The sequence below is a fragment of the Bradyrhizobium sp. Ken64 genome (genome assembly GCF_055807555.1).
Map to the genome: position 1 here is coordinate 326663 of NZ_JBVVPA010000001.1, position 24301 is coordinate 350963.

The window sequence follows — 24301 nt, forward strand, 5'->3', positions numbered from 1 at the left end:
TTGGGATTTCGTCCTTGCTCTCTTGAGATTGGCTTGCCAAGCGCGGCAGCGCCGCTGATTTTGGCCTTGCCAACGTCGCGCTATATGCAAGAACTTCGCCAAGTTCGGGCGCGGCTCTATCATTCGAAGAGTGCCCGGTACAGGGCGCCGGGGGACCATCATGGCCAAGCAGATCAGGCTCAATGCATTTGCGATGAATTGCGTCGCACACCAATCACCGGGATTGTGGACCCATCCGCGCGACCGCACTGCCGAATATAATCGCCTGCCCTACTGGATCGATCTTGCCAAAACGCTGGAGCGCGGCCGTTTCGATGGCCTGTTCCTGGCCGACGTGCTCGGCGTCTATGACGTCTACGGCAACAGTCCTGACGCAGCCTTGCGCAATGCAGCCCAGTCGCCCTCGAACGATCCGCTGCTGCTGCTGTCGGCAATGGCCGCGGTCACGCAGAATCTCGGCTTCGGCGTCACCAGCAATCTCTCCTTCGAGCCGCCCTATCCGTTCGCGCGGCGGATGTCGACGCTCGATCATCTCACCGAGGGACGGATCGGCTGGAACGTTGTCACCGGCTATCTCGACAGCGCCGCGCGCGGCGCCGGCAAGGACAAGCAGATCGGTCATGACGACCGCTACGAGATCGCGGACGAATATATGCAGGTCGTCTACAAGCTCTGGGAAGGGAGCTGGGAGGACGACGCCGTGCTGCGCGACCGCAAGCGCGGCATCTTCACCGATCCCACAAAGGTCCATCGCGTCAACCACGAGGGCGCGAACTACCGCATCAACAACACCATCCATTTGAGCGAGCCGTCGCCGCAGCGGACGCCCGTGCTGTACCAGGCCGGCACCTCGCCGCGCGGACGGCAGTTCGCGGCACGGCATGCCGAATGCGTGTTCATGTCGGGACCGTCGGCCAAGGTGATCGCGCCGCGCGTGTCGGCGATCCGTCAGGAGGCCGCCGCGTTCGGCCGCAATCCGGCGGAAATCCTGATGTTCTCGATGATGACGATCATCCTCGGGCGGACCGAGGCCGAGGCGAACGAAAAATACACCGACTATCGCCGCCACATCAGCCCGGAGGGCGCGCTCGCGCTGATGTCGGGATGGACCGGAATCGACTTCTCCGGCTACGAGCTCGATCAGCAGGTGCGCCATGTCCAGAACGACGCCGGTCGCAGCGCACTCGATAACGTCACCCGCGCCGATCCAGATCGCGTCTGGACCGTGCGCGATGTCATCGAGCATGTCGGCGTCGGCGGCGCCGGTCCCGTCGTGGTCGGCACGCCGGAGATGGTCGCGGACAAGATCGAGGCGTGGTTCGAGGCAACCGATGTCGATGGCCTCAACGTCGCCTTCGCGATCTCACCCGGCGATTTCGAAGACATCGCCGACATGCTGGTGCCGGAGCTGACGCGGCGCGGGCGGTACAAGGCGGAGTACGCGCAGGGCACGCTACGGGAGAAGCTGTTCGGTGAGGGGCGTGCACGGCTGGGTGCGCTGCATCCGGCGGCGGGGTTCAGGGTGGGGAGGAAGGGGTAGCGCCACCGCAGTCGTCCTGGCGAAAGCCAGGACCCATAACCCCAGGAAGCAATTTGGCGAAGACGGGTCGTTCGGGACCGGCACCACCCGCAGTCGATAGATCACGCGGTATGGGTCCTGGCCTTCGCCAGGACGACAGTAGGGCTACACCTTCCCGTCCACCATCACCTCGATCAGCTTGGTTCCGGGCCGGCCAAACGCCGACGCCAGCGTCGCCTTGAGCTCGCGGGGGTCGCTGACCTTGATCGCCTCGCATCCCAAGGCCTTCGCCACGCCCGCGAAATCCACCGGCGGATCGATAAAATCCATGCCGACGTAATTGTCGTCGCCATGGAAGGCGAGCAGACGCTGCTTGATGATGCGGTAGCCGCCATTGTTGGCAATGACCACATTGAGCGGCAGCTTGTGATGCGCTGCCGTCCACAGCGACTGGATCGAATACATCGCGCTGCCGTCGCCGGAGAAGCAGACCACGGGGCGATCGGGATTAGCGATGCTGGCGCCGACGGAAGCCGGCAGGCCCCAGCCGATGCCGCCGGAAGCAAGGCCGTGATAGTCGAAGCGATCGCGGTGCGCGCGGAGCGCCGTGATCTGGCGGCTGGAGGTGAGGCCTTCGTCCACGAGGATGGCATTGGCGGGCATGGCCTCGACCATCTGCAGCACCAGCCAGTCCGGATCGATGGGGCTGCGGTCAGCGGCCTTGCCGATCTGCTCGACCAGCGCGGTACGCCTTGCGGTCCAGTTCTTCGAGGCGAACTCGGCGAGACGCTGCCTCGCACGTTGCGCCAGGGCAGCGCCGCCCATCTCCTTCAGCACCGGGATCAACGCGCGCAGCGTTTCCTTCAAATCCGCCTTCAGCGCGATCTCGGCACCGTAGTTCTTGGCGATCTCCCAATCGGCTAGGCCGATCTGCACGATGCCAAGACCCTCCGGCAGCGCGTCGACCTCGCTGTAGACCGACATCCGCAGGGGATCGCCGCCGAGCGCGATCAAGAGGTCGTACGGCGCAAGCGTCTCGCGCGCGACTTTCTGGACACGTGCCAGCGTGCCGACGAAGCTCGGGCTCTCCGAGAGGAAGTGCGAGCCATAGGGCGTCGACGATTGGTACGCGGCCGCACCCAATAGCTCGGCAAGCTCAGCGGCCTCCTTGAGCGCATCGCTTTTGACCACCTCGTCCATGGTGACGATCACAGGACGTTCGGCCCTGAGCAGCCGCGCGGCGAACGCCTTGAGTGCCTCGTCCGATGGCCTTGTGCGGGCGTCGATGCGGGTGGAGCGGCCGAGATCGATCCCGGCCTCGCTGTTGAGGATGTCGCCGGGCAACGAAATGAACACCGGCCCGGTCGGCGGCGTGGTCGCGACTTTTGCGGCGCGGCGCACGATGCGCGGCAGATCCTCGAGCCGCGTCACCTCGACCGCCCATTTCACCAGCGGCTCGGCCATGCGCACCAGCGGTCCGTACAGCACCGGCTCCATCAGGCCGTGGCCTTGCTCCTGCTGGCCCGCGGTCAGGATCATCGGCGTGCCTGTGAACTGGGCGTTGTAGAGCGAGCCCATCGCGTTGCCGAGGCCGGGCGCGACATGGACGTTGCAGGCGACGAGCTTTCCGGAGGCGCGGCTATAGCCATCCGCGATCGCCACCACCAGGCTCTCCTGCATCGCCATTACATAGGTGAGATCAGGATGGTCCTTCAGCGCGTGCATGATCGGCAGCTCGGTGGTGCCGGGGTTGCCGAACAGATGCGTGATGCCCTCGTCCTTGAGCAGCGCGAGAAAGGCGGAGCGGCCGGTGATCTTGTTCTTCATGTTTCCTCCAGAGGCGGACGTTGCCGCAAGGACGGGCGCATGATGACCGAAATCGCGGGAGGCGCGCAAGGAAGCGCGGTCATGGCTGCGTTGCATGAGCGCGCGCCGATCTCCGCTCTCGTGTCCCGGACGCGACGCAGCGCGCAAGCGTTGCGGCGCAGAGCCGGGACCCCATCGTGCACCGACAACGTTGTTAGATGGGCCCCGGCTCAGCAGCGCACCGCCGAAGAGGCGCTGCGCTGCGTCCGGGGCACGAAAGCGGCGTACGCGGCTCGCGCTACATCTCCTCCCGCCCCAGCTCGAACGGATCCTCGCCGCCCGCACGCTTCTTCTTTTTCGAGCGTTGCCAGACCACACCGGGAAAGCCTTTCAGCGGCACCAGCGGCTCGCCGGTATAGGTCCATTCCTGCAGCTCCTCGATCGCGATGTGATAGAGCGGCTGGCGGCCGGTGCGTTCCCTAAACAGCGCGCGGGGGATGTTGACCATATGCGGCCCACGCGGGCGCTCAAATACGATCGGCGTGCCGCAATGCGCACAGAAGCTGCGCGCGGTCTTCGTTGCCTTGTCCTCGTAGCGGGTCAGCGCCGTCTTGCCTGCGGTGATGCGAAACCGCTTCTTCCAGCTTCCGACATAGGTCGCATAGGCGGCGCCGTGGGCGCGACGGCTGGCGGCGGAGTGATCGTGCCAGGCCCAGCGTGCGGGGACGTCAATCTCGAAGGTAACCTTGCCGCAGAGGCATTGGCCGGTTGCAACTCCTGCGGCGGCTGCGGCTTTGGCCATGGTTGCTTCCCCCATCGGTCGCAATGACGGAATTCGTGGCGTCCGTCGGGGCAACACGATAACTCCGTAGCCCGGATGAGCGAAGCGACATCCGGGAAGACCAGAGCTTGGGTGAAGGCCCCGGATATCGCTTCGCTCATCCGGGCTACAGCAATGTCAGACCGGCGTCAGCTCGTCATACGCGGGATAGTCCGTATATCCCTTTTCCTCGCCACCGTAGAACGTCGCACGGTTATACGGCGTGAGAGAGTAATCGTGCTGCAGGCGGCGCGGCAGATCGGGGTTGGAGATGAAGATGCGGCCGAAGGCGATGAGGTCGGCATGTCCCTCCGCGATCGCGGCGTTCGCGGTCTCGCCCGTGAACCCGCCTGCCGTCATCAGCACGCCGCCGTAGAGCGGGCGGAACAGCAGCATTGCCGACGGCACGTTCTGCCAGTTGACTTCTGCGCGCCCCGAGCCGCTGGAGCGCGGCTCGATGAAATGCAGATAGGCAAGACCGAGCTTGTCGAGCGCCTTCACCACGTGCGTGTAGAGCGGCATCGGATCGGGCTCGCCGGAATCATTGGCGATGCCGTGGGGCGACAGCCGCACGCCGACGCGGCCCGCGCCCCAGACGTCGATCGCGGCCTGGGTCACTTCGAGCAGAAGCCGCGCGCGGTTCTCGATCGAACCGCCATATTGATCGTTGCGCTGGTTGCTGCGTGATTGCAGGAATTGCTCGAGCAGATAGCCGTTGGCGCCGTGGATCTCGACGCCGTCGAAGCCGGCGGCCAGCGCGTTTTTCGCACCCTGCCTGAACGCCTCGACGATGCCCTTGACCTCGTCCGTCTCCAGCGCGCGCGGCGTCTCGTAGTCGGAGATCTTGCCGTCGGCGGTCATTGCCTTCATGCCTTCGGCCCTGATCGGGATCGCCGAGGCCGAGACCGGCAGCTCCCCACCGTGGAAGGAGGAATGCGAGACGCGGCCCACATGCCAGAGCTGGAGAAAGATGATGCCGCCCTTGGCGTGCACGGCGTCGACGACCTTGCGCCACCCCGCGATCTGCGTCTCCGAATAGATGCCGGGCGTCGCCGGATTGCCGCGGCCGTGCGAGAGCACGGGCGAGGCCTCCGCGATGAGCAGGCCGCCTCGGGTGGCGCGCTGACCGTAATATTCGGCGTTGAGCAGCCGCGGCGAAAAGCTCTCGCGCTCGGCCCGCATGCGCGTCAACGGCGCCATCGCGATGCGGTGCGCGAGCTTGTACGGCCCGACCTGCAACGGTTGAAACAACGCCTCGAATTTCATGCCGGCCCCAAAATGAACGATGAGAGGACGAGGATCATAGGAGAAAGGCTCGCAGCTCGGAAGCTGCATGGGGGAATGGCTGGCCAGCCAAAAGAGGCGGGGAATAAAAAAAGCCCCGGGCCGAGCCCGGGGCTTGTAGTCTGTTCAGAATTGCAGGTCAGTATTTTGCGACGACCGCGCCTGCGCCGAACTTGTAGTTCAAACCGACGCGCGCGATGTGGCCCGAGAAATTCGCGGTTGAGTCAAAGCCGCGTGCCGGGCCGGGCGTGAAAGGGAACAGCGGATTGAAGATGGTGTATTTCTCGCTGCCGAGATCGTAGTAGAGATATTCGAGCTTGACGCTCCAGTTCGACGCAAAGCGGTACTCGCCACCGCCGCCGACCGTCCAGCCCACGCGCCAGCTTTCCACCGCGCCGGCGCTACAGATTACATTGAGGCAGGGCGTGCCACTCGCACCCGTGGGATCCACGATCGACGTCGACGCCTTGACGTGCCCATAGGCAAGACCGCCGGTCGCGTACAGCAACAAGTCGGGCACGACGGTGGCACCGATCCGGCCTCGCACGGTCCCCAACCAGTCGACCTTCTGATCTTGCGTGGTCATGATCGTCGGGAAGACCGGCAAGGTTCGGGTCACCGTTGAGCTACCCTTGATGTCGGCCGCCGCGATATCGGCTTCGACGCCCCACACCAACGAGCCCGTCTGCACATTGTAGCCGGCCTGCAAGCCGCCCATCACGCCACGCGCGTTTGTTGCCAGCGAAGCAGGGACAAGGCCGCCCGCCAGTGCGACGTCGAGCACGCCGGCGGTGAAGACCGGATCATGCGGCGCGAGATCGTTCGCACCATCGCCCCACCCATATCCGACATTCACGCCGGCGTAGAAGCCCGACCAGTTGTAGGCGACGGGCAGTGGCGAGGCCTTGTACGCCGGCGCACGTGCGGTCATGTCGGCCGCGAGCGCGGGGTACGCCGAGGCGACGCCCAAAGCCACAAACACGATCGGAGCAAAGCGAAGCATTATCGATATTCCAATTCCGAAGATTGACGGTGACCAGAACTAACCGGCCAACATTCGAAATGGGATAGCAAGTCTTGTAAAATCGCGGACGACGCGCGCTTTCAAACCGCTTGTAGCGTCCGGGCAACAACCTTTGGTCGCCGCAAGCGGACTCGCGTCGCCGCAGGCAAGACTCGACCGCTGAAGTCCGGACGCGATGGCGCGTCAGGCCGTCTTGATCCAGACGGCCTTCACGTTGAGATATTCCTCGACGTGCTGCTTGCCGGATTCGCGGCCGTAGCCACTCATCTTGTAGCCACCGAAGGGGACGGCCGGGTCCATCGCTTGGTAGCAGTTCACCCACACCGAGCCGGCACGCAGGCTCTTCGCGACCGCATGCGCCTTGCTGACGTCCCGCGTCCACAGGCCCGAGCCGAGACCGAACGTGGTGGCGTTGGCGCGCTTGACCAACTCGTCCATGTCCTTGAACGCGATCGCGGAGATGACGGGACCAAAAATCTCCTCCTGCGCGATCCGCATACTGTCCTGAACGCCCGCGAACACTGTTGGCGACACGAAGAAGCCTTTTGCAAGCGCGCCTTCGGTGACGCGGCCACCGCCAGCGAGCGCCCGCGCGCCTTCCTTCTGGCCGATGTCGAGATAGCTGGTGACGCGCTCGAGCTGTTGCTCGGACACCAGTGGTCCGATCTGGGTGTTGGGATCGAGACCGTTGCCGACCTGCAGTTTCTTGCCGAACTCGGCGACGCGGCCGACGAACTCCTCGTAGATCGACTGCTCGACAAACAACCGGGTGCCGGCGCTGCAGATTTGCCCCGAATTGGCAAACACCGCCATCGCGGCTCCCGGCACGGCCGCATCGAGATCGGCATCCGCGAACACGATGTCCGGCGACTTGCCGCCGAGCTCGAGCGAGACACGCTTGAGGTTGCCGGCCGAGGCGCGGATGATCGACTGGCCGGTGATATGCGAGCCGGTGAAGGCAACCTTGTCGACGTCGTGATGCGCGGCAAGCGCCGCGCCCGCGGTCTCGCCGTAGCCAGGCACGACGTTGATGACGCCGGGCGGCACGCCCGCTTCCATCGCGAGTTCGGCAATGCGCAGCGAGGTCAGCGGCGCTTCTTCGGCGGGTTTGAGCACGACGGTGCAGCCGGTCGCGATCGCCGGACCGATCTTCCAGATCGTCGCAGTCAGCGGACCGTTCCAGGGAATGATGGCGCCGACGACGCCGATCGGCTCCTTCAGCGTGTAGGAAAAGATTTCGCCGGGCAGCGAGTTCTCGATGGTCTCGCCGTGAATCGCGGTGGTCTGGCCGGCATAATAGCGCAGCATGCCGACCGCGCGCAGGCGATAGGCGCGGGTACGGCTGAGCGGCGCGCCCATGTCGAGCGTGTCGAGCTGCGACAATTCGTCGAAATTCTTCTCGACGAGGTCGGCAAGCTTCAGGAGCAGGTTCTGCCGCTCGAACGGCTTGACCTTGCTCCACGGCCCTTCGAAGGCGCGGCGGGCGGCAGCAACTGCACGGTCGATATCTTCCTTGTCGCCCTCGGCCACGGTTGCGAGCAGTTCACCGGTCGCGGGGTTATGGGTCTCGAAGCGCTTGCCTGAGGCAGCGTCGACCCACCTCCCGTCGATCAGCATCTGCTTGTAGGACCCATTGGCGAACGGATGGCGCGTGATCGGAATAGCCTGCGACACAGCCATGGCTGAACTCCCTGTCAAATGATTGATTGGTTCGATCTGGGCGGGATCGTTGGGTCGATAGAATACTGCGATGCCGGACAGGCGTAAAGGAAAGGCATAAAGTCGGCGCGGAACGAAGACCTCCCATGCCGACTTGTGCAGGGTCGCGCGAGTGCCATGTTATAGCACGACCGAGCCCCCTCCCCCGGAGAAGGATCCATGCCGCATCCCGCCATCGTCAAAGACAATGTTGCCGTAATCACCGGCGGCGCGTCCGGGATCGGATTCGCCGCGGCTTTGGCGTTCGCGCGCGATGGCATGAAGGTGTGTATCGCCGATGTGGATCAGGCGCGGCTGGCGGACGCCGCGACAAGACTCTCATCCTTCACGTCCGCCACACATGTGATGACCTTCGCGATTGACGTCAGCAAGGCCGAGAGCGTGACGGAACTGGAGCGCGCCGTGCGCGAGCGCTTCGGCGGCACCGACATCCTCATGAACAACGCGGGCATCCAGCCCGGCAGCACGCTGTTCGGCGAACCCGACAACTGGCAGCGCATCATCGGCGTCAATATGTGGGGCATCATCAACGGCTCGCGCATCTTCGCGCCCAACATGATCGCGCGCGGCAGGGCCGGCCTCATCATCAACACCGGCTCGAAGCAGGGCATCACCACCCCGCCCGGCGATCCCGCCTACAACGTCTCCAAGGCCGGAGTGAAGGCTTTTACCGAAGCGCTCCAGCACGAGCTGCGCAACACCGCAGATTGCCACATCACCGCGCATCTGCTGATCCCCGGCTTCGTCTTTACGGGCCTCACCGCGAAGGGCCGGACAGAGAAGCCGGCCGGCGCCTGGACGGCCGAGCAGACCGTGAATTTCATGCTGGTGCGGCTGGAGGCCGGCGATTTCTACATTCTGTGCCCGGACAACGACGTCCCGCGCGCGCTCGACGAAAAGCGCATGCTGTGGGCCGCAGGCGACATCGTGGAGAACCGCCCGCCGCTGTCACGCTGGCACCCGGATTATGCGGATGCATTCGCGAGGTTCGTGAAGGGGAATTAGGCTGTTTGATCCTGATGGTGAGGAGCGCGGAACGCGCGTCTCGAACCATACAGGCCCGGCTGGGGCCTCCATCCTTCGAGACGCCCGCTTGCAGCGGGCTCCTTCAGGATGAGGGTTTACACAGGGGGCGCTCTACAGCGTCTCTTGCTGGTGCCCGCAATTCTTGCAGGCGAACTTCATGCGGGTCTGTCCCTTTGGCGCCTGCACCCGGTTCGGGGCGCCGCATTTACCGCAGACGGCCTCGATGCGGGTATCGCCCTGCTTGACGACGACGGTTTTCTTTTCCATCGATTCGCGGATCAGGCGCTCGGCCTCCTCACGCAGGGATTGTTTCGACAAGGCTCGTCTCCGCGATAAATGCGGGCGTGGCTTATCCCACCTGCGGCGAAATCACAATCCGAAACGGCTGGTCAGACCTCGACAATCACGTAGCTGTCCTCGACATGCACCGGAAACGTCTCGGCAACATACGGACCTTTCTGGAGTTCCTCGCCGCGCTCCACCGCGACCGGATATGACCTTATCTTGACGCGCTTCGGGTCGAACCAGGACTGGCCGTTGCGCATGTCGAATTCCCAGCCGTGCCAGGGACAGCGCAGCATCTCGCCGACGCGCGAGCGCTGATAGATACCCGGCTCGGGCGAGGTCAGCCGCGCCACGCAGGCCGCTTTCTCCAGCGGCGCGCCTTCGTGCGGGCAGCGGTTCAGCAGCGCGAAGAACTCGCCATTGACGTGGAACACGACAATGTCGCGGCCGGCGACATCGACGACCTTGTTGCCACCGGGTGGGATCTCAGAGGTGGAAGCGACGATGTGACGGGCCATACCGTGCAGACCTTCTCAGAACTTGTAGACCGCGCGGGCATTGCTGCTGAAAATCTTCTTTCGCTCGGCTTCTGTCAGCGGCGTCTTGAAAGCGGAGCGCGGATCGTCGAAATCCCAGTGCGGATAGTCCGACGAGAACAAGAGACGATCGATGCCGACCCATTCGATCAGCGAGCGCAGGTGCCGGGCTTCGTCAGGTTCGTCGATCGGTTGCGTCGTGAACCAGAAATGCTCGCGGACGTATTCCGACGGCTTGCGCTTGAGATGCGGCACCTCACTGCGGAACCGCTCGAAATGCTGGTCCATCCGCCAGACCGCGGACGGGATCCAGCCGAAGCCGCCCTCGATGAAGACGAACTTCAATTTTGGAAAGCGCTCCGGCACGCCCTCGATCACGAGACTGGCAAGCTGCGCCGCAATCGTGTGCGCGTTGGACTGGTGCTCCTCGACATAATAGGACGGCCAGCCGCCACCGGTCGGCGCATGCCCGCCATAGCCGCCGACATGGATGCCGAGCGGCAGGTCCAGCGCCTCGGCACGTTCGTAGATCGGCCAATAGCGTCGGCGGCCGAGCGGCTCGTTGGCGCGCGGCGAGACGTTGATCTGGATGTATTCGCCGATCTTTGCGCAACGTTCAATCTCGGCAAGGGCGAGATCGACGCCGTCCTGGCCGATCAGGATCGAAGCCTTCAAGCGCGGGTCGCGATGTGACCAGAACGCCAACTGCCAGTCATTGATCGCACGCTGGATCGCGGCGCCGAATTCGAGATTCTGCTGCGAGAAGATGAAGAGGTCGAGCACCTGCAAAATCCCGAACTCGACGTCGAGCGGATCGAGGTGCTGCTTCTGCATGAAGGCGAGATCCGAGCCGGGCGGCCCGCCCGTCGGCGGCCAGGCATCGCGGCGCGCGATCAACGGCGAGGAGCGAGGATAAGGCGTGGTGAACAGATACGGCGTGCGCAAATGGCTGCCATATTCCTTCAGATGCTGCTGCCAGCGCTTTGGCAGGAACTCGTTGAGGTCGTCGGGCGAATGCAGGCTCGGATGGACGTCGCAATCGACGATGCGCAGCCGCGAGGCGGCGGGCTTCTCGTCTTCCCCCAACGGGCGGTCGATGACCTCACTCATGCGAACCTCCAAAGTCAGTTGGCGAGCGACAGCCGCGGAAAGGTCTCCAGCGGATTGTCGACGCACATCTTCGAGATGATGCTGTTCGGCAGGTTCGGCGGGATCGGATCGTCGCCGTCGAACTGCCAGTGCGGATAGTCGGACGCGAACAGGAACATCTTCTCAGAACCGATCTGCTCGATGATCTCCTCGACGCTTTTCGCGTCGCCAGGTGCGTCGAACGGCTGCATGGTGACGCGAAAATTGTCGCGAATGATCGCAGCCGGCTCGCGCTCGACCCAGGGCACCTCGACGCGCACCCCGCGCCACGTCTTGTTGGCGCGCCACATGAAGGCCGGCAGCCAGCTCACGCCGGATTCCATCAGCACGACCTTGAGGTCCGGAAACTTGCCGAATACGCCCTCATAGATCAGGCTCAGGATCTGCGCCTGAAACGCCTGCGCCTCGACGAAGTAATATTCGTAGCGGTGCGACGGCCAGCCGGCCGAGCTCGGCGCCTGCCGATATTGCGTGCCGGCGTGGATCGCGAGCGGCAGCTTGTACTTTTCCGCGAGCCGATAGACCGGCCAGAAATGCCGCCGACCCAGCAGCGTCTCGCCTTGCGCCAGCACGAGGATCGAGACGAAGCGGTGATCACCGGCGCGGCGCTCGATCTCCTCGATCGCCAGTTCCGGGTCCTGCATCGGCACCACGATCGAGGCACGCAGGCGCGGATCGCGCAACAGCCACTCAGTGGCGATCCAGTCGTTGATCGCCTTGCAGAAGTCGGCCGCCATGTAGGGGTCGAACACGGCCTGCGCACCATAAAGCACGTTGAGGATCGCGTGGCTCGCGCCAAGCTGGTCGAACGCGCCCTTCTGCACCATCGCGAGATCGGATCCGGGCTTGGCCCCATTCTTCGGCCGCCAGTCGGCGCGGCCCGCCAGCGGCATGCCCGGCGGATAGGAGGTCAGGTCGAGCCCGTCGATGGCGCGGCTCACGACCTGCTCTTTCCAGTGATCGCTGAGATAAGGCAGCAGCGTCGTGCGCGTGCCACCAACCGCCGGGTGGATGTCACAGTCGATCCGCATCGCTGCCATAAGGTTCCTCGCCAAGGTAATTATAAGCACATCTTTTTGGCGGCATTCTTTGTGTGCCGCTCGCGCAGAGTGCTCCGGCCGCCGCCGGTGCGCAAGGGCGCGCGCCCGCGCGATCCGTCATGGCTCGGTTGCATTTCGCGGGCGCAATACGTGCCGGCGCCGAAACAGCGGAGCGAATTGCTCCGCTGCTTACTTACGTGTTGCCTATACCTCTCAAGCCGCCTTGGAGACTTCCATCAGCAGACGTTCCGCCTTGGCATCCTCGATGCGGTTCACCATCCGGCTGCTTTCATGGTTGTCGCGGACCGTCTTGGTCAGGGTGATGCAGGTCTGGATCAGCATGACGATGCCCATGGTGAGATAACCCTTCATCCAGAGGTCGATCGGCATGAAGAAGATGCCGATGGCGATGAGGAAGGCCGAGGCTGCGAAGGACACGTAAGTGAAAGTCACCCAGGCGCCGCTGTGGGGCTGGCCATTCTGGTTCATGATGGTCTCCTGTTGGTTCGAACGATGATGAGGTTTGGGATCAGACAGTCGGCGTGCGCTTGGACTTCAACCGCGCCAGCACGTCGTCCGCGGTCGTCTTAAGCCGGGGGCCAAAACCCTGCTCGGCGAGTTTTTCGGCGGTGGCGAGCGGACCGGTGGCCGCATCGAGCTCGACCAGCGCGTCGTCGGCGGCCTGGGCTTCCATCTGCCGCTCACGAAGACGCCTCAAAGTGCTCTCCGCCTCCGGCAGCGTAGATTCGTAGGGGCGTGCCGCATCGATGCCGCTGCGGCGAAGCGAGCGCACCGCCTCCGAGGCACGGGCGACACGGCGGCCGCGGTCGAGCTCGGTGATGCGGGCTTGCGCGCTTGCGACGTGCCGCTTCAACCGGGCGATCTCGGTTGCGAACAAGGCGCGCGCCGTCAGCGCTGCATCGCGATCAGCCTCCAGGCCGGCGATGGCTTTAGCGGCATCGTTGGCGAGATCCTCGCGGCCGCCGGCGAGCGCCGCAACCGCGCGCGTCTCGAGATCGGCGATGCGGGCGACGGTCGCCTCGAGCTTGCGACCTTCCTGCTGGTCCTGCGCGATCGCCAGCGCCAGGGTCCGTTTGCCCCGCTCGAGGGCGGCAGCCGCGTCGCGCATCTGTTGATCGAGGATCAGAAGGGCCGTCCGGTCTTCCAGCTCCTCGCCCGCGGCGGCCACGCTGCCGCGGAAAAGTGTCACTACGGTCTTGAACATCTGAAGCTCCCTGTTATGAGCGTTGCTCACAGATGGTTTGTAGCAAGAAACTTGAACATCGTTCAAGAAATATTTGAGCAACGCTCAGAAATTTGTCGCAGATGACTAAGGCATTGGAACGCCGAGATAAACTTCGATCAGACCTGATCCTGGCGGCGGAACGAATGATCGCCGACAGGGGATTGGCGGGCCTGAAAACCCGCGATCTCGCCCGCGAGATCGGCTGCGCCAACGGCGCGGTCTACAATCTCGTCGCCGATGTGGACGAGCTGATCCTGCGCGTGGGCTCGCGCACCTTGCATCGTCTCGACCAGGCCCTGAGCACAGCGGAAAGCGCGGGCGAGCCATCGCCGCAGGAGACCCTGGTCTGCATCGCCATCACCTATTGCGACTTCGCCGCGGAAAATCTCGAACTATGGCGTGCGCTGTTCGAGCATCGCATGGCAGCCGACAAGCCCCTCCCCGACTGGTCCATCGACGACCAGCTGCAGCTGTTCCGCCACGTCTACCAGCCGCTGGCAGCGCTGTTTCCAAAACGCAGTCGGGAGGAGCTCGGCATCACCGCGCGCAGCCTGTTCTCGGCGGTGCATGGCATGGTGGCGCTGGGACTGGAGCAGAAGCTCGTCGCGGTACCGCTGCCGGCGCTCCGGAAGGAAATCGCGGGCCTGGTGCGCGCGATGGTCGACGGACTGATCGCGCGGGCGGCGTAGAGGCCGGAGAGAACACGGCTCAACTGTCGGCGGTGCCTGACTAAAATTTCACCTGTCGCATCGCATGCGGCGCGCTTAGCTTCGCGAGGTTTACGCCTCTCTCCGGAGCTCCAATGCCCCTCCTCATCCGCGGCGGCACCGTCGTCAATCATGATCATTCGCGCCGGGCGGACGTGCTGATCGACGGCGCGACCGTCGTCGCGGTCGGGCAGTCGCTCGATGCGCCCACCGGCAGCGAGATCATCGATGCCGGCGGCGCCTACGTCATCCCAGGCGGCATCGATCCGCACACCCATCTCGAAATGCCGTTCATGGGCACGGTCACCGCGGACGATTTCGAATCGGGAACCAAGGCGGCGCTGGCCGGTGGCACCACCATGGTGGTGGATTTCTGCCTGCCCGATCCCGGCCAATCGATGCTCGCGGCCTATCAGGAGTGGCGACACAAATCCGAGAAGGCGGCCTCCGACTACGGCTTCCACATGGCCGTAACATCCTGGTCGAAGCAGATCCATGACGAGATGGAGACCGTGGTCAAAACCTACGGCATCAACACCTTCAAGCACTTCATGGCCTACAAGGGTGCGCTGATGGTGAACGACGACGAGCTCTACAACTCGTTCGCCCGATGCGCCCATCTCGGCGCCATGCCGGTCGTGCATGCGGAGAACGGCGACGTCGTCGCCCTGATGCAGGAGGCGCTGATCGCGCGCGGCGTCACCGGGCCCGAAGGACACGCCTACTCGCGGCCACCGGAGGTCGAGGGCGAAGCCACCAACCGCGCCATCATGATCGCCGACATGACGGGGACTCCGGTCTACATCGTGCACACGAGCTGCCGCGAGGCGCATGAGGCGATCGCGCGGGCACGCGCAACCGGCAAACGCGTCTATGGCGAGCCGCTGATCCAGCACTTGCTGCTCGACGCCGATGAATATCAGAACAAGGATTGGGATCATTCCGCGCAGCGCGTGATGTCGCCGCCGTTCCGCGACAGGTCGCATCAGGATAGTCTTTGGGCCGGCCTGCAAGCCGGCTCGCTGCAGGTGGTCGCGACCGACCACTGCGCCTTCACCACCGAGCAAAAGCGGTTCGGGCTCGGCGATTTCAGAAAGATCCCGAACGGCACCGGCGGCCTCGAAGATCGCCTCGCGCTGCTATGGACCGCGGGTGTCGCCACTGGACGGCTGACGAAGGAAGAATTCGTCGCAGTGACCTCGGCGAATATCGCCCGCATCCTCAACATCTATCCGCGCAAAGGCGCGGTCGCCGTCGGCTCGGACGCGGATGTCGTGGTTTGGGATCCCAAGGCGAGCAGGACCATCAGCGCGAAGCGGCAGATGAGCCGGATTGACTACAACGTGTTCGAGGGCTTTTCCTGTACCGGCGGAGCGGCGGCGACGCTGTCGCGCGGCCGAATCGTCTGGAAGGATGGCGATCTGCGCGCCGAGGCCGGGGACGGCCATTATATCGAGCGCCCGGCGTTCTCGCCGGTGCATGTCGCCAATTCCACCTGGAAAGAGCTGACTGCCCCGCGCGCCGTCGGCCGCGGAGCGGTGACGCCGTAGAATTGAAGGTCCGCGCAGCATCCGACGCCGTGAAGCGCGGCCGATGGCATGCGCCTTGCCTCTTTATGGTGCAAATCTCTCAAGAGTGAGGCACCCATGAGCGCATCATCTTTCGACCTAAACCGCCGCAGCGTGCTCGGTGGCTTCGGCCTCGCCGGAATAGCGGCCGTTGCGCCCCGTCTCGCCCGGGCGCAGGGTCGTGCCGAGACGCTGCTGGTGGTGCAGGAGCTCGGGCCAAACTCGCTCGACATGCAGGGCGTCGGCTCCAACCAGACCGTGAACGGGCTGTCCTGGAATTGCTACGATCGCCTACTGAGCTACGCCTCCAAGAACCTCCCGGACGGCACCCTGTCCTATGACCGCGAGAAGCTCGCACCTGAACTCGCCGAGAGCTGGGAGGTTGCCGCCGACGGCATGTCCTGCACTTTCAAATTGCGGAAGGACGCCAAATTCCACGACGGTACGCCAGTCACGGCGAAAGACGTCAAATGGTCGTTCGACCGCGCGGTGAAGGTCGGCGGCTTTCCGACCTTCCAGATGTCGGCGGGATCGCTGGAAAAGCCCGAGCAGTTCGTCGTGGTCGACGACCACACCTTCCGCATCGACTACGTGCGCAAGGACAAGATGCTGCTGTTCAACGTCGCGGTGGTCGTGCCCTTCATCATCAACTCGGAGCTCGCGAAAAAGAACGCGACGGCGGAAGACCCGTGGGCCCTAGCGTGGCTCAGGAACAACGAGGCCGGCGGCGGCGCTTACAGGATCGAGAGCTGGAAGCCGGGCAGCGAGACCGTGCTGGCGCGCTTCGACGATTGGAAGTGTGGACCTCTCCCGAAGCTCCGGCGCGTGATCGCGCGCGACGTCCCCTCCGCCGGCACCCGCCGCGCCATGCTGGAGCGGGGTGATGCGGATATCTCCAGCGGCTTCGCGCCGCGTGACTTCGAGCAGATCATCAAGGAGGGCAAGGTCAAGGTCTCGGGCGTGCCGATCCCGAACGCGCTCTGGTCCCTTGCGCTGAACACGGCAAAGCCGCCGTTCGACAATGTGAAACTGCGCCAAGCCGTCGCCTGGGCGATGCCGTATGAGCAAATCCAGAACAGCGCATTCTTCGGGCGTGCCGTTCCCATGTATGGCGGAGCAGCAGACGTCTCGAACCCGGTCTGGCCGCAGGCGTTTCCGTACGTCACCGATCTCGACAAGGCCAAAGCCCTGATGAAGGAGGCAGGCTTCGAGTCGGGACTGGAGACGACGCTGTCGCTCGACACCGGCACCGCCACGGTCGGCGAGCCGACCGCGATCCTGATCCAGGAAAGTCTCGCCAAGATCGGCATCAAGGCGGCGATCGAGAAGATCCCCGGCGCGAACTGGCGCACGACGCTGAACAAGAAGGAGCTCCCGCTCGCGCTGAATCGTTTCAGCGGCTGGCTCGATTATCCCGAGTATTACTTCTACTGGAACTTCCACGGCAACAACTCGATCTTCAACATCTCCTCGTACCAGAACAAGGAGATGGACGCGCTGATCGACAAGGCGCGGTTCACCACGGATGCTGCCGAGTACGACAAGGCCGTGAAGGATTTCATCGCGCTCTGGATGCGCGATGTTCCCGTCATTCCGCTCAACCAGCCGATCCACGACGTCGCCATGCAGAAGGCCATCACCGGCTACGAGTTCTGGTTTCATCGTGAGCCTGACTACCGGCAGTTCGCGAAGGGCTAGTTTTGGCGGGCGACGCTGACGGTGCGTGAGGCGGCGCGCGCCTGCTCGGACGGGAACCCCCGCGCGAGCCGCGCCTCGCTCGCGCGCAGCATCGCCGTTTCGAGCTTGCCTTGCTGCGATCCATCCAGGGCGCAAGCGAAAATCCGATAGAATTGCGCGCCATCATAGGCAACCAGCAGCAGGTCGACCCCCGCGTTGATGGCTTCCACGACGGCCTGGCAGACGTCGTGCTGGTAGATCGCCCCCATCACGAGATCGTCGGTCATGACGACGCCCTGATAGCCCCATTTGTCGCGAATGATCCCCTCGACGACACGCTTCGAATGCGAGGCGGCGCGATCGGGATCGACGGCCGTGAGCGTGACGTGGCCGACCATGAGCGCGCTGCGCGAATGCGACAGCACCTCGCGGAACGGAAGCCAGTCGGTTGCTTCCAACTCCTTCACCGGCGTGTCGAGATTGGCGCTGAAATGATGCGTGTCGGTGCGCACGCGCCCGATGCCGGGAAAATGCTTGAGCGTGGCGCCGACGCCGGATTGCTCCAGCCCGCGCACATAAGCGCGCGCGATCGCGCCGACGACGGCCGGATCGGTCGCAATCGCGCGCTGACCGATGAGTGTGTGGAAGTCGAGACGATTGCGCCGGCCCGGCGGCTTGAGATCGAGCACCGGCGCGAGATTGAGGTTGACACCGAGCCCGGCGAGTTCACGTCCGTGGATGCGGCCGAACTCTGCCGCTTTGGCCTGTTGGTCATCGGGGGCAAGCCCGGCAAGCGTCGCCAGCGCCGGCAGCTTCGTCAGCGGCGGCGCAAGGTGCCCGACGATGCCGCCCTCCTGGTCCGCGGCCACGACCAGCGGCGGCAGGCCAGCGGCTCGCCGCTTGCCCTGGAGCGCCGCGATCTCGGCACGCAGCGCCTCGACGGACCGGCTCCGGATGTTGTGCCGGGTGACGTAGACGCCGCCGATCAAGCCCTGCTCGGCAAGACGCGCGACCTCGGCAAAAGAGGAATAGCCGACCATGAAGTGAGGTCCGAGCTGACGCGCCTCGGCCGCACTGGCGGCAAGAACATCGTGCTTGCGCAGTTCAAATTTCAGGTGCGCCGCCGACATCAGGAGTGGCGGAACGCACCAGAGCATGACGAGCAGCTTGCCCGGGATGCTGCGCCAACGGCCGCGGTGCAGCAGCACGATGACGATTACGATGCTTGTGACGACAATCGCGATGTTTCCGACGCCGCGCAGCACGAGAAGATAGGGGTCGTTCTTGTTCGCGGCCGCAAATGCGACGAGAGGCGCGGCAAGCCAGAGCAGGATGAGACCGGTGCGGTTGAGGAGCTGCATGATGCGTCACGCCCAAGGTGATGTGTGCATCGCACCTATCAAAGCGATCTGCGCCGCGTAAGGACCAAAAGCGCGTCTGCACATAATCTGCAAAAGACTCCTGAAGCCGTGCAGACGACGATCCCGCCTTCTGCACAAACGACGTTCAGACTTCGTGATGCCACCATTCACGAAAGGCCATTTGAACATGACGAGCCTGGCTTCGACGATAGCAGCGGACCTCCAGCCGATCAGGCCTTCCTCCATTCTTGCCAAGCTTGGCCTCGCACTGGCACTGGTTGCGCTCGCCGACTGGCTGTTCTATGGCCCGCGTATCGGGCTATCGCTGACCCTCTTTGCGATCGCGACGGCTTGCGTGTCGGTGCTGTTCAATCATGCGGCACTGGACCTGCGACGCGGCATCACCAGCACGGCCATTCTCGTCGCCGGTCTCGTGCCGGCGACAGAGGAGCTCAACACGCTGTCCTTCCTGATCCTCGTCGCGGCGCTGCTGATGGCGCTGCTGCTCGCAACTAATTCGAAGACGACGGACCTCGCGGACCGCGCCCGGGCGCTACGAAACTTTGTCCTGTTTGGTCCCTTCAGGGTCTTCCCCGAAGCACTTCAAATCTTCAACATGTCGGCACTCACTCGGAGCATCGCACTCTGGCTTCTGCCTGCAGTGCTGAGCACTGTCTTCATCGCACTGTTCGCCGCAGCCAATCCGCTGATCGAGCAGTGGGTGTTCCTGCTCGATCCAAAGCTCATCCTCGACTATGTCAGCATCCCGCGCGTGCTGTTCTGGACCATGATGCTGGCGCTGGTCTGGCCGTTCATCCATGTGCGCTGGCGGCGCAGGACGATTCCCACCACGACGGTCGTCGATGGCTCCGTGCCGCCGCCGCTGCCGTCCCAAGTCTCGGCTCAGTTCCTGGGCCCCTCCACCATCCTGCGCTCGCTGATCCTGTTCAACCTGCTGTTCGCGGCGCAGTCCATTCTCGATGGCATCTACCTCTGGGGCCATGTGGCGCTGCCGGTCAATTTGACATATGCGGCCTATGCCCATCGCGGCGCCTACCCGCTGATCGCCACTGCCCTGCTCGCCGCCGCCTTCGTGCTGGTGGCGATGCGTCCGGGTGGACCGGTCGAGAAATCGAAGGTGATCCGGCCGCTGGTCTATCTCTGGGTCGGGCAGAATGTGCTTCTGGTCGCGTCCTCCATCCTCCGCCTCGACCTCTACGTCGACATCTACATGCTGACCTATTGGCGCATCGCGGCCTTCATCTGGATGGGGCTGGTGGCGCTCGGGCTGATCCTGATCGTCGCCCGCATCGTCCTCGACAGGTCCAACCAATGGCTCGTCGGCGCCAATCTGATCGCGTTAACGATCGCGCTGTATGGCCGCTCGCTGGTGAACTTCGACGCGTTCATCGCCGACTATAATCTGAGCCACAGCAACGAAATGTCGGGGAAGGGCTTGAGCATCGACGCCAACTATCTCCTCACACTCGGGCCGCAGGCGCTGCCTGCCCTCGACAAGGTCATCGCTCATCGCCCGGGCGACAACTGCCTTGTGTCGCGGCGCGATCGGCTTGTAGAAGTCCACCGTCAGGATCTGGCCTGGCGGAGCTGGAGCTTCAGGAACTGGCGGCTCCAGCGCAGGCTGGACGCGCTGGCGAAAGCTCGGTCGGCGGGCTGACCAGGCAGCGGAGAGATTCTTGGCGCATCGCATTCTCATCGTCGACGACGAAGGCCATATCCGCGAGGTCATCCGCGTCGCTTTGAAGAGAGCCGGCATGGACGTGATCGAGGCGCGCGACGGCAAGGAGGCGCTGACCCGCTTTGCCGCCGACAGGCCTGACCTGATCGTGCTCGACATCGGCATGCCCGAATTCGACGGCCTCGACGTCTGCCGCGAGGTGCGCAAAGCCTCCGACGTGCCGATCCTGTTCCTGTCGGCCCGCTACGAGGAGATCGACCGCATCCTCGGCCTCGAGATCGGCGGCGACGACTACGTGACGAAGCCGTTCAGCCCGCGCGAGCTGGTGGCGCGGGTCAACGTCATCCTGCGCCGTCTCGGCCCGCGCAATGGCGAGGCCAAGGCGGGGCCGTCGGCACTCGCGCAAGGCGGCCTGTTGATCGATCCCGAGCAGCATGTCGCGTCGTTCGCCGGCACGCCGCTGAAGCTGACCGCGATCGAGTTCGGCATCTTGCGCGCGTTCCTGACCCGGCCGACCTCGGTGTTCAATCGCGAGCAGCTGATGCAAGCGGCCTACCAGCTCAACATCCAGGTCTCCGACCGCACCATCGACAGCCACGTCCGCAACATCCGCGCCAAGCTCGCGGCGCTGGCCTGCGACAACGTCATCGAGACCATCCACGGCGTCGGTTTCAAGCTCGGCCGCTGCGAGAAGGAGGCATGAGCGCGGCGCCCGACAAATGGCGGCCGTCGCTCACCCTGGTGATCTTCACGGTGCTGGCGACCGTCGGCGTGTTGCCGCTGGTCGGCCTGTTCTTCTTCCGTCTCTACGACAACCAGCTGATCCGCCAGACCCAGGCCGAGCTGATTGCGCAGAGCCGCGTGCTCGCGACGATCTATGCGCAGGAAGTCACGGCGCGGCTCGACAGCGGCTTGACGCTCGGCGCCGAGGTGCCGCCGAACGTGCTGCCTGATCCGGGCGACCAGGTCACCCCGATCCGTCCCGCGCTCGACCTCACCGCCAACGATTTGTTGCGGCGGCGGCCCGAGGCGCAAGCCGCTCCGCAGCCGGCGCAGCCCGTCTATGTCGAGATCGGCGCAAGACTGACGCCGATCATCCGCGAGACCCAGAAGGTGACGCTGGCAGGCTTTCGCATCCTAGATCCCCAAGGCGTGGTGATCGCCGGGCGGCAGGAGGTCGGGCAATCGCTCGCCCATATCGAGGAGGTCGCCGACGCGCTGCATGGGCAATACCGCGCCACCCTGCGCAACCGAGTGCCCGACAAGCCGCCGCCGTCGATCTATTCCTTCAGCCGCGGCCTCGGCGTCCACGTGTTTTCGGCAATGCCTGTTATCGTCAACAACCGCGTCGCAGGGGTGATCTACACGACGCGGACACCGAGCAACATCTTCGACCATCTGTACCAGGAGCGGGCCAAGTTCGTGCTGGCGGGTCTTGCCGTGGTTCTCGGCACGATCGCGATTGGCCTCGTATTCTCGCGCACTATCACGCTGCCGATGCGCGAGCTGATCGACCGCGCCACCAGAATAGGGCGCGGCGACCGCGAGGCGTTCAGACCGTTGCGGCACTACGGCACGCGCGAGTTCGCCCAGCTCTCGCACAGCTTCCTCGGCATGGCCGAACAGCTCGCGCGGCGCTCGGACTATATCGCGACCTTCTCGGCCCACCTCACCCACGAACTGAAATCACCGCTGACCTCGATCAAGGGCGCCGCCGAGCTGTTGCAGGATTCGGTTCAGGGCAAAGCGGGCAGCCTGACGCTGGTCGAGCAGGAGATGTTCATCGCCAACATCCTGTCCGACACAAAGCGGCTGGAAGCGATGGCGCAGCGGCTGCGCGAACTCGCGCGTGCCGAAAGCCTGCCGCAAAACGAGCGCACGGAATTGGCGCCCGTAGTTGCCGATCTCAGGAGCCGGTTTCCGGCGAGCTCGATCGAGGCCAGCGGCAGCCTCGACCTGATGATCGGCATGTCGGCCGAGAAGGCGCTGATCGTGCTGTCGCACCTCGCGGACAATGCGATGCGGCACAAGGCTGGGAGAATCAGGCTGGAGGCGATCGATGAGCGCACGACCCTGCTTCTGACTGTGAGTAATGACGGCGAGCCGATCTCGGCGCCGAACCGCGACAGGATCTTCGACGCGTTCTTCACCACCCGCCGCGACCAGGGCGGCACCGGGATGGGGCTGGCGATCGCACACGCGGTGATGGCGAGCCATGGCGGCTCGATCAGGCTCAAGCCGACCGAGCAGGGCGCGGCGTTCGAGCTGCAGTTTCCAATGGGCTAGATCGCGAACACCCAGGCGGCGACGATGGTGCCGATGGTGACCAGACCGGCGATGGTCCAGCCGGCGGCGTATTCCAGCTCAGGATGACCGGTCGCCCGCATGATCTCTGCCGGATCGGCGGTATGCTTCTCTGCCATGACAGCCTCGCACGTTACTTTCCGCGTCATATGTAAGTCGCATCAGCCACCATTAGGTTCCATCACGGAAATGCGAGGAATGACGCAGCTTGGTTTGTTCGCCGATCCGCACGCAGGGCCTGCCGGTCTTCGCTATGCCGATGACTTCGTCGAGGCCGCCGCCGAGCAGGCGCTCATCGGCCGCATCGCAGCATTGCCGCTCCAGCGCTTCCAGTTCGGCGCCTTCGAGGGCAACCGCCGGGTGGCGTCCTTCGGCTATCGCTATGACTATTCGCTGCAGCGGCTGGCCGAGGCCGAGCCGATCCCGGGCTGGGTGCTCCCCATCGCGCGGCAGGTCGAGGCATGGGCGGGCCTCGCCAGCGGCAGCGTGCGGCAGGTGCTCTGTACCGAATACGAGGCCGGCGTCGGCATCGGCTGGCACCGCGACAAGCCGCATTTCGACAAGATCCTCGGCCTGTCGCTCGGCTCGTCCTGCAAATTCCGCTTCCGCCGCCGTAGCGACGACAAATGGGAGCGCCACACGCTCGAAGCCCGGCCGCGCTCGCTTTACGCGATGGACGGCGAGGCGCGGTCGCAATGGGAGCACAGCATCCCACCGGTCGAGGCGCGCCGCTATTCCATCACCTTCCGGACGATGAAGCAGGCCTGACAGGCGGGCCAAAACAAAAAACGCGAAACAACCCCATGCACAGTAGAACGGCCGTGTCGGTGCGAGGCTCGGCCGCGCGACATAACCGTTTGACACCTCGGGACAAAGCAGCCGCACCGCGCAAAGGTGCAAGGCCCGGCGAACTTGCCTTAAATTCGCGTTTACATGCTAAACTTGGTTCCACGCGCCGCGCGGGAGGGAAGCCGCGAATGCAGGTCCAGGGAGGCAAGATGAAAGCCGGTCGATTGATCCTCGCCTGCGGCCTCGTTGTCGCTACCGCCTCCGGCGTAGCCGATGCCTCCGACGCGACGCCCGCAAAAGTCTCGGGCTCGACGGCGCTGGCGCTCGCGGGGGTGATCGCGCCGCTGTCGTCGGTCCTGTCCGGCGCCGAGAAGAAGGCGATGGCGATGCTGTTCGCCGCCAACAGCGACATTCCCTACAAGAAGCCGATCGTGGTGACGGCCGATCGAATCGTCTGCCGCGCCGGCAATGTCGACATCACCGTGCGGAACTGCGAGGTCACCTTCGGCAAGAAGACCAGGACAGTGAATGGCTCCACGGCCAGCGAGATCTTCGCCACCGAAGCCCTGGCCGGCATTCCGCCCGACGGCGCCGCAGGATCGAATTTCGAGAGCCTGACCAAGCTGAGCTGCACGATCGACCCCAATGCCATCCGCCGAAAGGACGGCAGCGGGGCGGATTGCACCTTCCAGCCGGGAAATTGATCCACGCGTGGAGGACGCGCCGAGAGAACCATGGTGCC

At 64.4% G+C, this 24301-nt stretch carries 23 protein-coding genes; 10 read left to right on the plus strand and 13 right to left on the minus strand.

What is annotated here, in order from left to right; translation table 11 throughout:
• Positions 1-160: 160 nt before the first annotated feature.
• Positions 161-1540, plus strand: coding sequence for an LLM class flavin-dependent oxidoreductase (locus AC0L2F_RS01615; RefSeq protein WP_473247266.1), 1380 nt, complete (start codon positions 161-163; stop codon positions 1538-1540).
• 144 nt (positions 1541-1684) lie between these two features.
• Here the strand turns inward: AC0L2F_RS01615 and AC0L2F_RS01620 are convergent, their stop codons facing one another.
• From AC0L2F_RS01620 to AC0L2F_RS01640, 5 genes are all read right to left on the minus strand, one after another.
• Positions 1685-3346 carry a thiamine pyrophosphate-binding protein gene (locus AC0L2F_RS01620; RefSeq protein ID WP_473247267.1) on the minus strand — a complete coding sequence of 554 codons (1662 nt, stop codon included), beginning with the start codon at positions 3344-3346 and terminating at the stop codon, positions 1685-1687.
• A gap of 277 nt (positions 3347-3623) precedes the next feature.
• Complete coding sequence (locus AC0L2F_RS01625; RefSeq protein ID WP_473247268.1) at positions 3624-4127, minus strand: GFA family protein; 504 nt, start codon at positions 4125-4127, stop codon at positions 3624-3626.
• A 156-nt stretch (positions 4128-4283) separates the two neighbouring features.
• Positions 4284-5411 carry an alkene reductase gene (locus AC0L2F_RS01630; RefSeq protein ID WP_473247269.1) on the minus strand — a complete coding sequence of 376 codons (1128 nt, stop codon included), beginning with the start codon at positions 5409-5411 and terminating at the stop codon, positions 4284-4286.
• 157 nt (positions 5412-5568) lie between these two features.
• Positions 5569-6432, minus strand: coding sequence for an outer membrane protein (locus AC0L2F_RS01635; protein ID WP_473247270.1), 864 nt, complete (start codon positions 6430-6432; stop codon positions 5569-5571).
• Between the two features lie 204 nt (positions 6433-6636).
• On the minus strand, positions 6637-8133 hold the full coding sequence (locus AC0L2F_RS01640; RefSeq protein WP_473247271.1) for an aldehyde dehydrogenase family protein: 1497 nt from the start codon (positions 8131-8133) through the stop codon (positions 6637-6639).
• A 198-nt stretch (positions 8134-8331) separates the two neighbouring features.
• Here AC0L2F_RS01640 and AC0L2F_RS01645 point away from each other — a divergent pair, with 198 nt between their 5' ends.
• Complete coding sequence (locus AC0L2F_RS01645) at positions 8332-9177, plus strand: SDR family NAD(P)-dependent oxidoreductase (protein WP_473247272.1); 846 nt, start codon at positions 8332-8334, stop codon at positions 9175-9177.
• A 132-nt stretch (positions 9178-9309) separates the two neighbouring features.
• Here the strand turns inward: AC0L2F_RS01645 and AC0L2F_RS01650 are convergent, their stop codons facing one another.
• The 6 genes from AC0L2F_RS01650 to AC0L2F_RS01675 form a co-directional block, all read right to left on the minus strand.
• The gene (locus AC0L2F_RS01650; protein ID WP_473247273.1) at positions 9310-9516 is read right to left on the minus strand and encodes a hypothetical protein; all 207 of its coding nucleotides are present in this window, start codon (positions 9514-9516) and stop codon (positions 9310-9312) included.
• Between the two features lie 71 nt (positions 9517-9587).
• Positions 9588-10001: a Rieske (2Fe-2S) protein gene (locus AC0L2F_RS01655; protein ID WP_027565497.1), complete on the minus strand. Its 414-nt coding sequence runs from the start codon at positions 9999-10001 to the stop codon at positions 9588-9590.
• A 15-nt stretch (positions 10002-10016) separates the two neighbouring features.
• Positions 10017-11129, minus strand: a complete 1113-nt coding sequence (locus AC0L2F_RS01660; RefSeq protein WP_473247274.1) for an amidohydrolase family protein — start codon at positions 11127-11129, stop codon at positions 10017-10019.
• Positions 11130-11143: 14 nt separating this feature from the next.
• Complete coding sequence (locus AC0L2F_RS01665) at positions 11144-12208, minus strand: amidohydrolase family protein (protein WP_473247275.1); 1065 nt, start codon at positions 12206-12208, stop codon at positions 11144-11146.
• Between the two features lie 213 nt (positions 12209-12421).
• Positions 12422-12697: a YiaA/YiaB family inner membrane protein gene (locus AC0L2F_RS01670; RefSeq protein WP_063994015.1), complete on the minus strand. Its 276-nt coding sequence runs from the start codon at positions 12695-12697 to the stop codon at positions 12422-12424.
• Positions 12698-12737: 40 nt separating this feature from the next.
• A complete protein-coding gene (locus AC0L2F_RS01675) occupies positions 12738-13433 on the minus strand; it encodes a PspA/IM30 family protein (RefSeq protein WP_063994016.1) in 696 nt (231 codons plus the stop codon).
• Between the two features lie 101 nt (positions 13434-13534).
• Here AC0L2F_RS01675 and AC0L2F_RS01680 point away from each other — a divergent pair, with 101 nt between their 5' ends.
• The 3 genes from AC0L2F_RS01680 (at position 13535) to AC0L2F_RS01690 (ending at position 17427) form a co-directional block, all read left to right on the plus strand.
• A complete protein-coding gene (locus AC0L2F_RS01680; protein WP_473247276.1) occupies positions 13535-14143 on the plus strand; it encodes a TetR/AcrR family transcriptional regulator in 609 nt (202 codons plus the stop codon).
• A gap of 113 nt (positions 14144-14256) precedes the next feature.
• On the plus strand, positions 14257-15711 hold the full coding sequence (gene hydA / locus AC0L2F_RS01685; RefSeq protein ID WP_473247277.1) for a dihydropyrimidinase: 1455 nt from the start codon (positions 14257-14259) through the stop codon (positions 15709-15711).
• A gap of 96 nt (positions 15712-15807) precedes the next feature.
• The gene (locus AC0L2F_RS01690) at positions 15808-17427 is read left to right on the plus strand and encodes an ABC transporter substrate-binding protein (RefSeq protein WP_473247278.1); all 1620 of its coding nucleotides are present in this window, start codon (positions 15808-15810) and stop codon (positions 17425-17427) included.
• Here the strand turns inward: AC0L2F_RS01690 and AC0L2F_RS01695 are convergent.
• Positions 17424-18767, minus strand: a complete 1344-nt coding sequence (locus tag AC0L2F_RS01695; RefSeq protein WP_007615103.1) for a glycoside hydrolase family 3 N-terminal domain-containing protein — start codon at positions 18765-18767, stop codon at positions 17424-17426. The two genes, AC0L2F_RS01690 and AC0L2F_RS01695, sit on opposite strands and share 4 nt — an antisense overlap.
• A 187-nt stretch (positions 18768-18954) precedes the next feature.
• Here AC0L2F_RS01695 and AC0L2F_RS01700 point away from each other — a divergent pair, with 187 nt between their 5' ends.
• From AC0L2F_RS01700 to AC0L2F_RS01710, 3 genes are read left to right on the plus strand one after another with little or no spacing between them, the layout of a single operon-like run.
• On the plus strand, positions 18955-20445 hold the full coding sequence (locus AC0L2F_RS01700; RefSeq protein WP_473247279.1) for a DUF4153 domain-containing protein: 1491 nt from the start codon (positions 18955-18957) through the stop codon (positions 20443-20445).
• Positions 20446-20464: 19 nt separating this feature from the next.
• Positions 20465-21169, plus strand: a complete 705-nt coding sequence (locus AC0L2F_RS01705) for a response regulator (protein ID WP_473247280.1) — start codon at positions 20465-20467, stop codon at positions 21167-21169.
• Positions 21166-22752 (plus strand): ATP-binding protein, encoded by a 1587-nt coding sequence (locus tag AC0L2F_RS01710; protein WP_473247281.1) that lies wholly within the window; start codon positions 21166-21168, stop codon positions 22750-22752. Before AC0L2F_RS01705 ends, AC0L2F_RS01710 begins: the two co-directional genes overlap by 4 nt.
• Here the strand turns inward: AC0L2F_RS01710 and AC0L2F_RS01715 are convergent.
• Entirely contained in the window at positions 22749-22889 is a 141-nt protein-coding gene (locus AC0L2F_RS01715; protein WP_007597071.1) for a hypothetical protein, read from the minus strand. The two genes, AC0L2F_RS01710 and AC0L2F_RS01715, sit on opposite strands and share 4 nt — an antisense overlap.
• Before the next feature lie 79 nt (positions 22890-22968).
• On the opposite strand from AC0L2F_RS01715, the gene AC0L2F_RS01720 reads away from it, so the two are divergent.
• Both AC0L2F_RS01720 and AC0L2F_RS01725 read left to right on the plus strand, forming a co-directional pair.
• Positions 22969-23538, plus strand: a complete 570-nt coding sequence (locus AC0L2F_RS01720; protein ID WP_473247282.1) for an alpha-ketoglutarate-dependent dioxygenase AlkB — start codon at positions 22969-22971, stop codon at positions 23536-23538.
• Between the two features lie 230 nt (positions 23539-23768).
• A complete protein-coding gene (locus tag AC0L2F_RS01725) occupies positions 23769-24263 on the plus strand; it encodes a hypothetical protein (protein ID WP_007615108.1) in 495 nt (164 codons plus the stop codon).
• Positions 24264-24301: the final 38 nt, after the last annotated feature.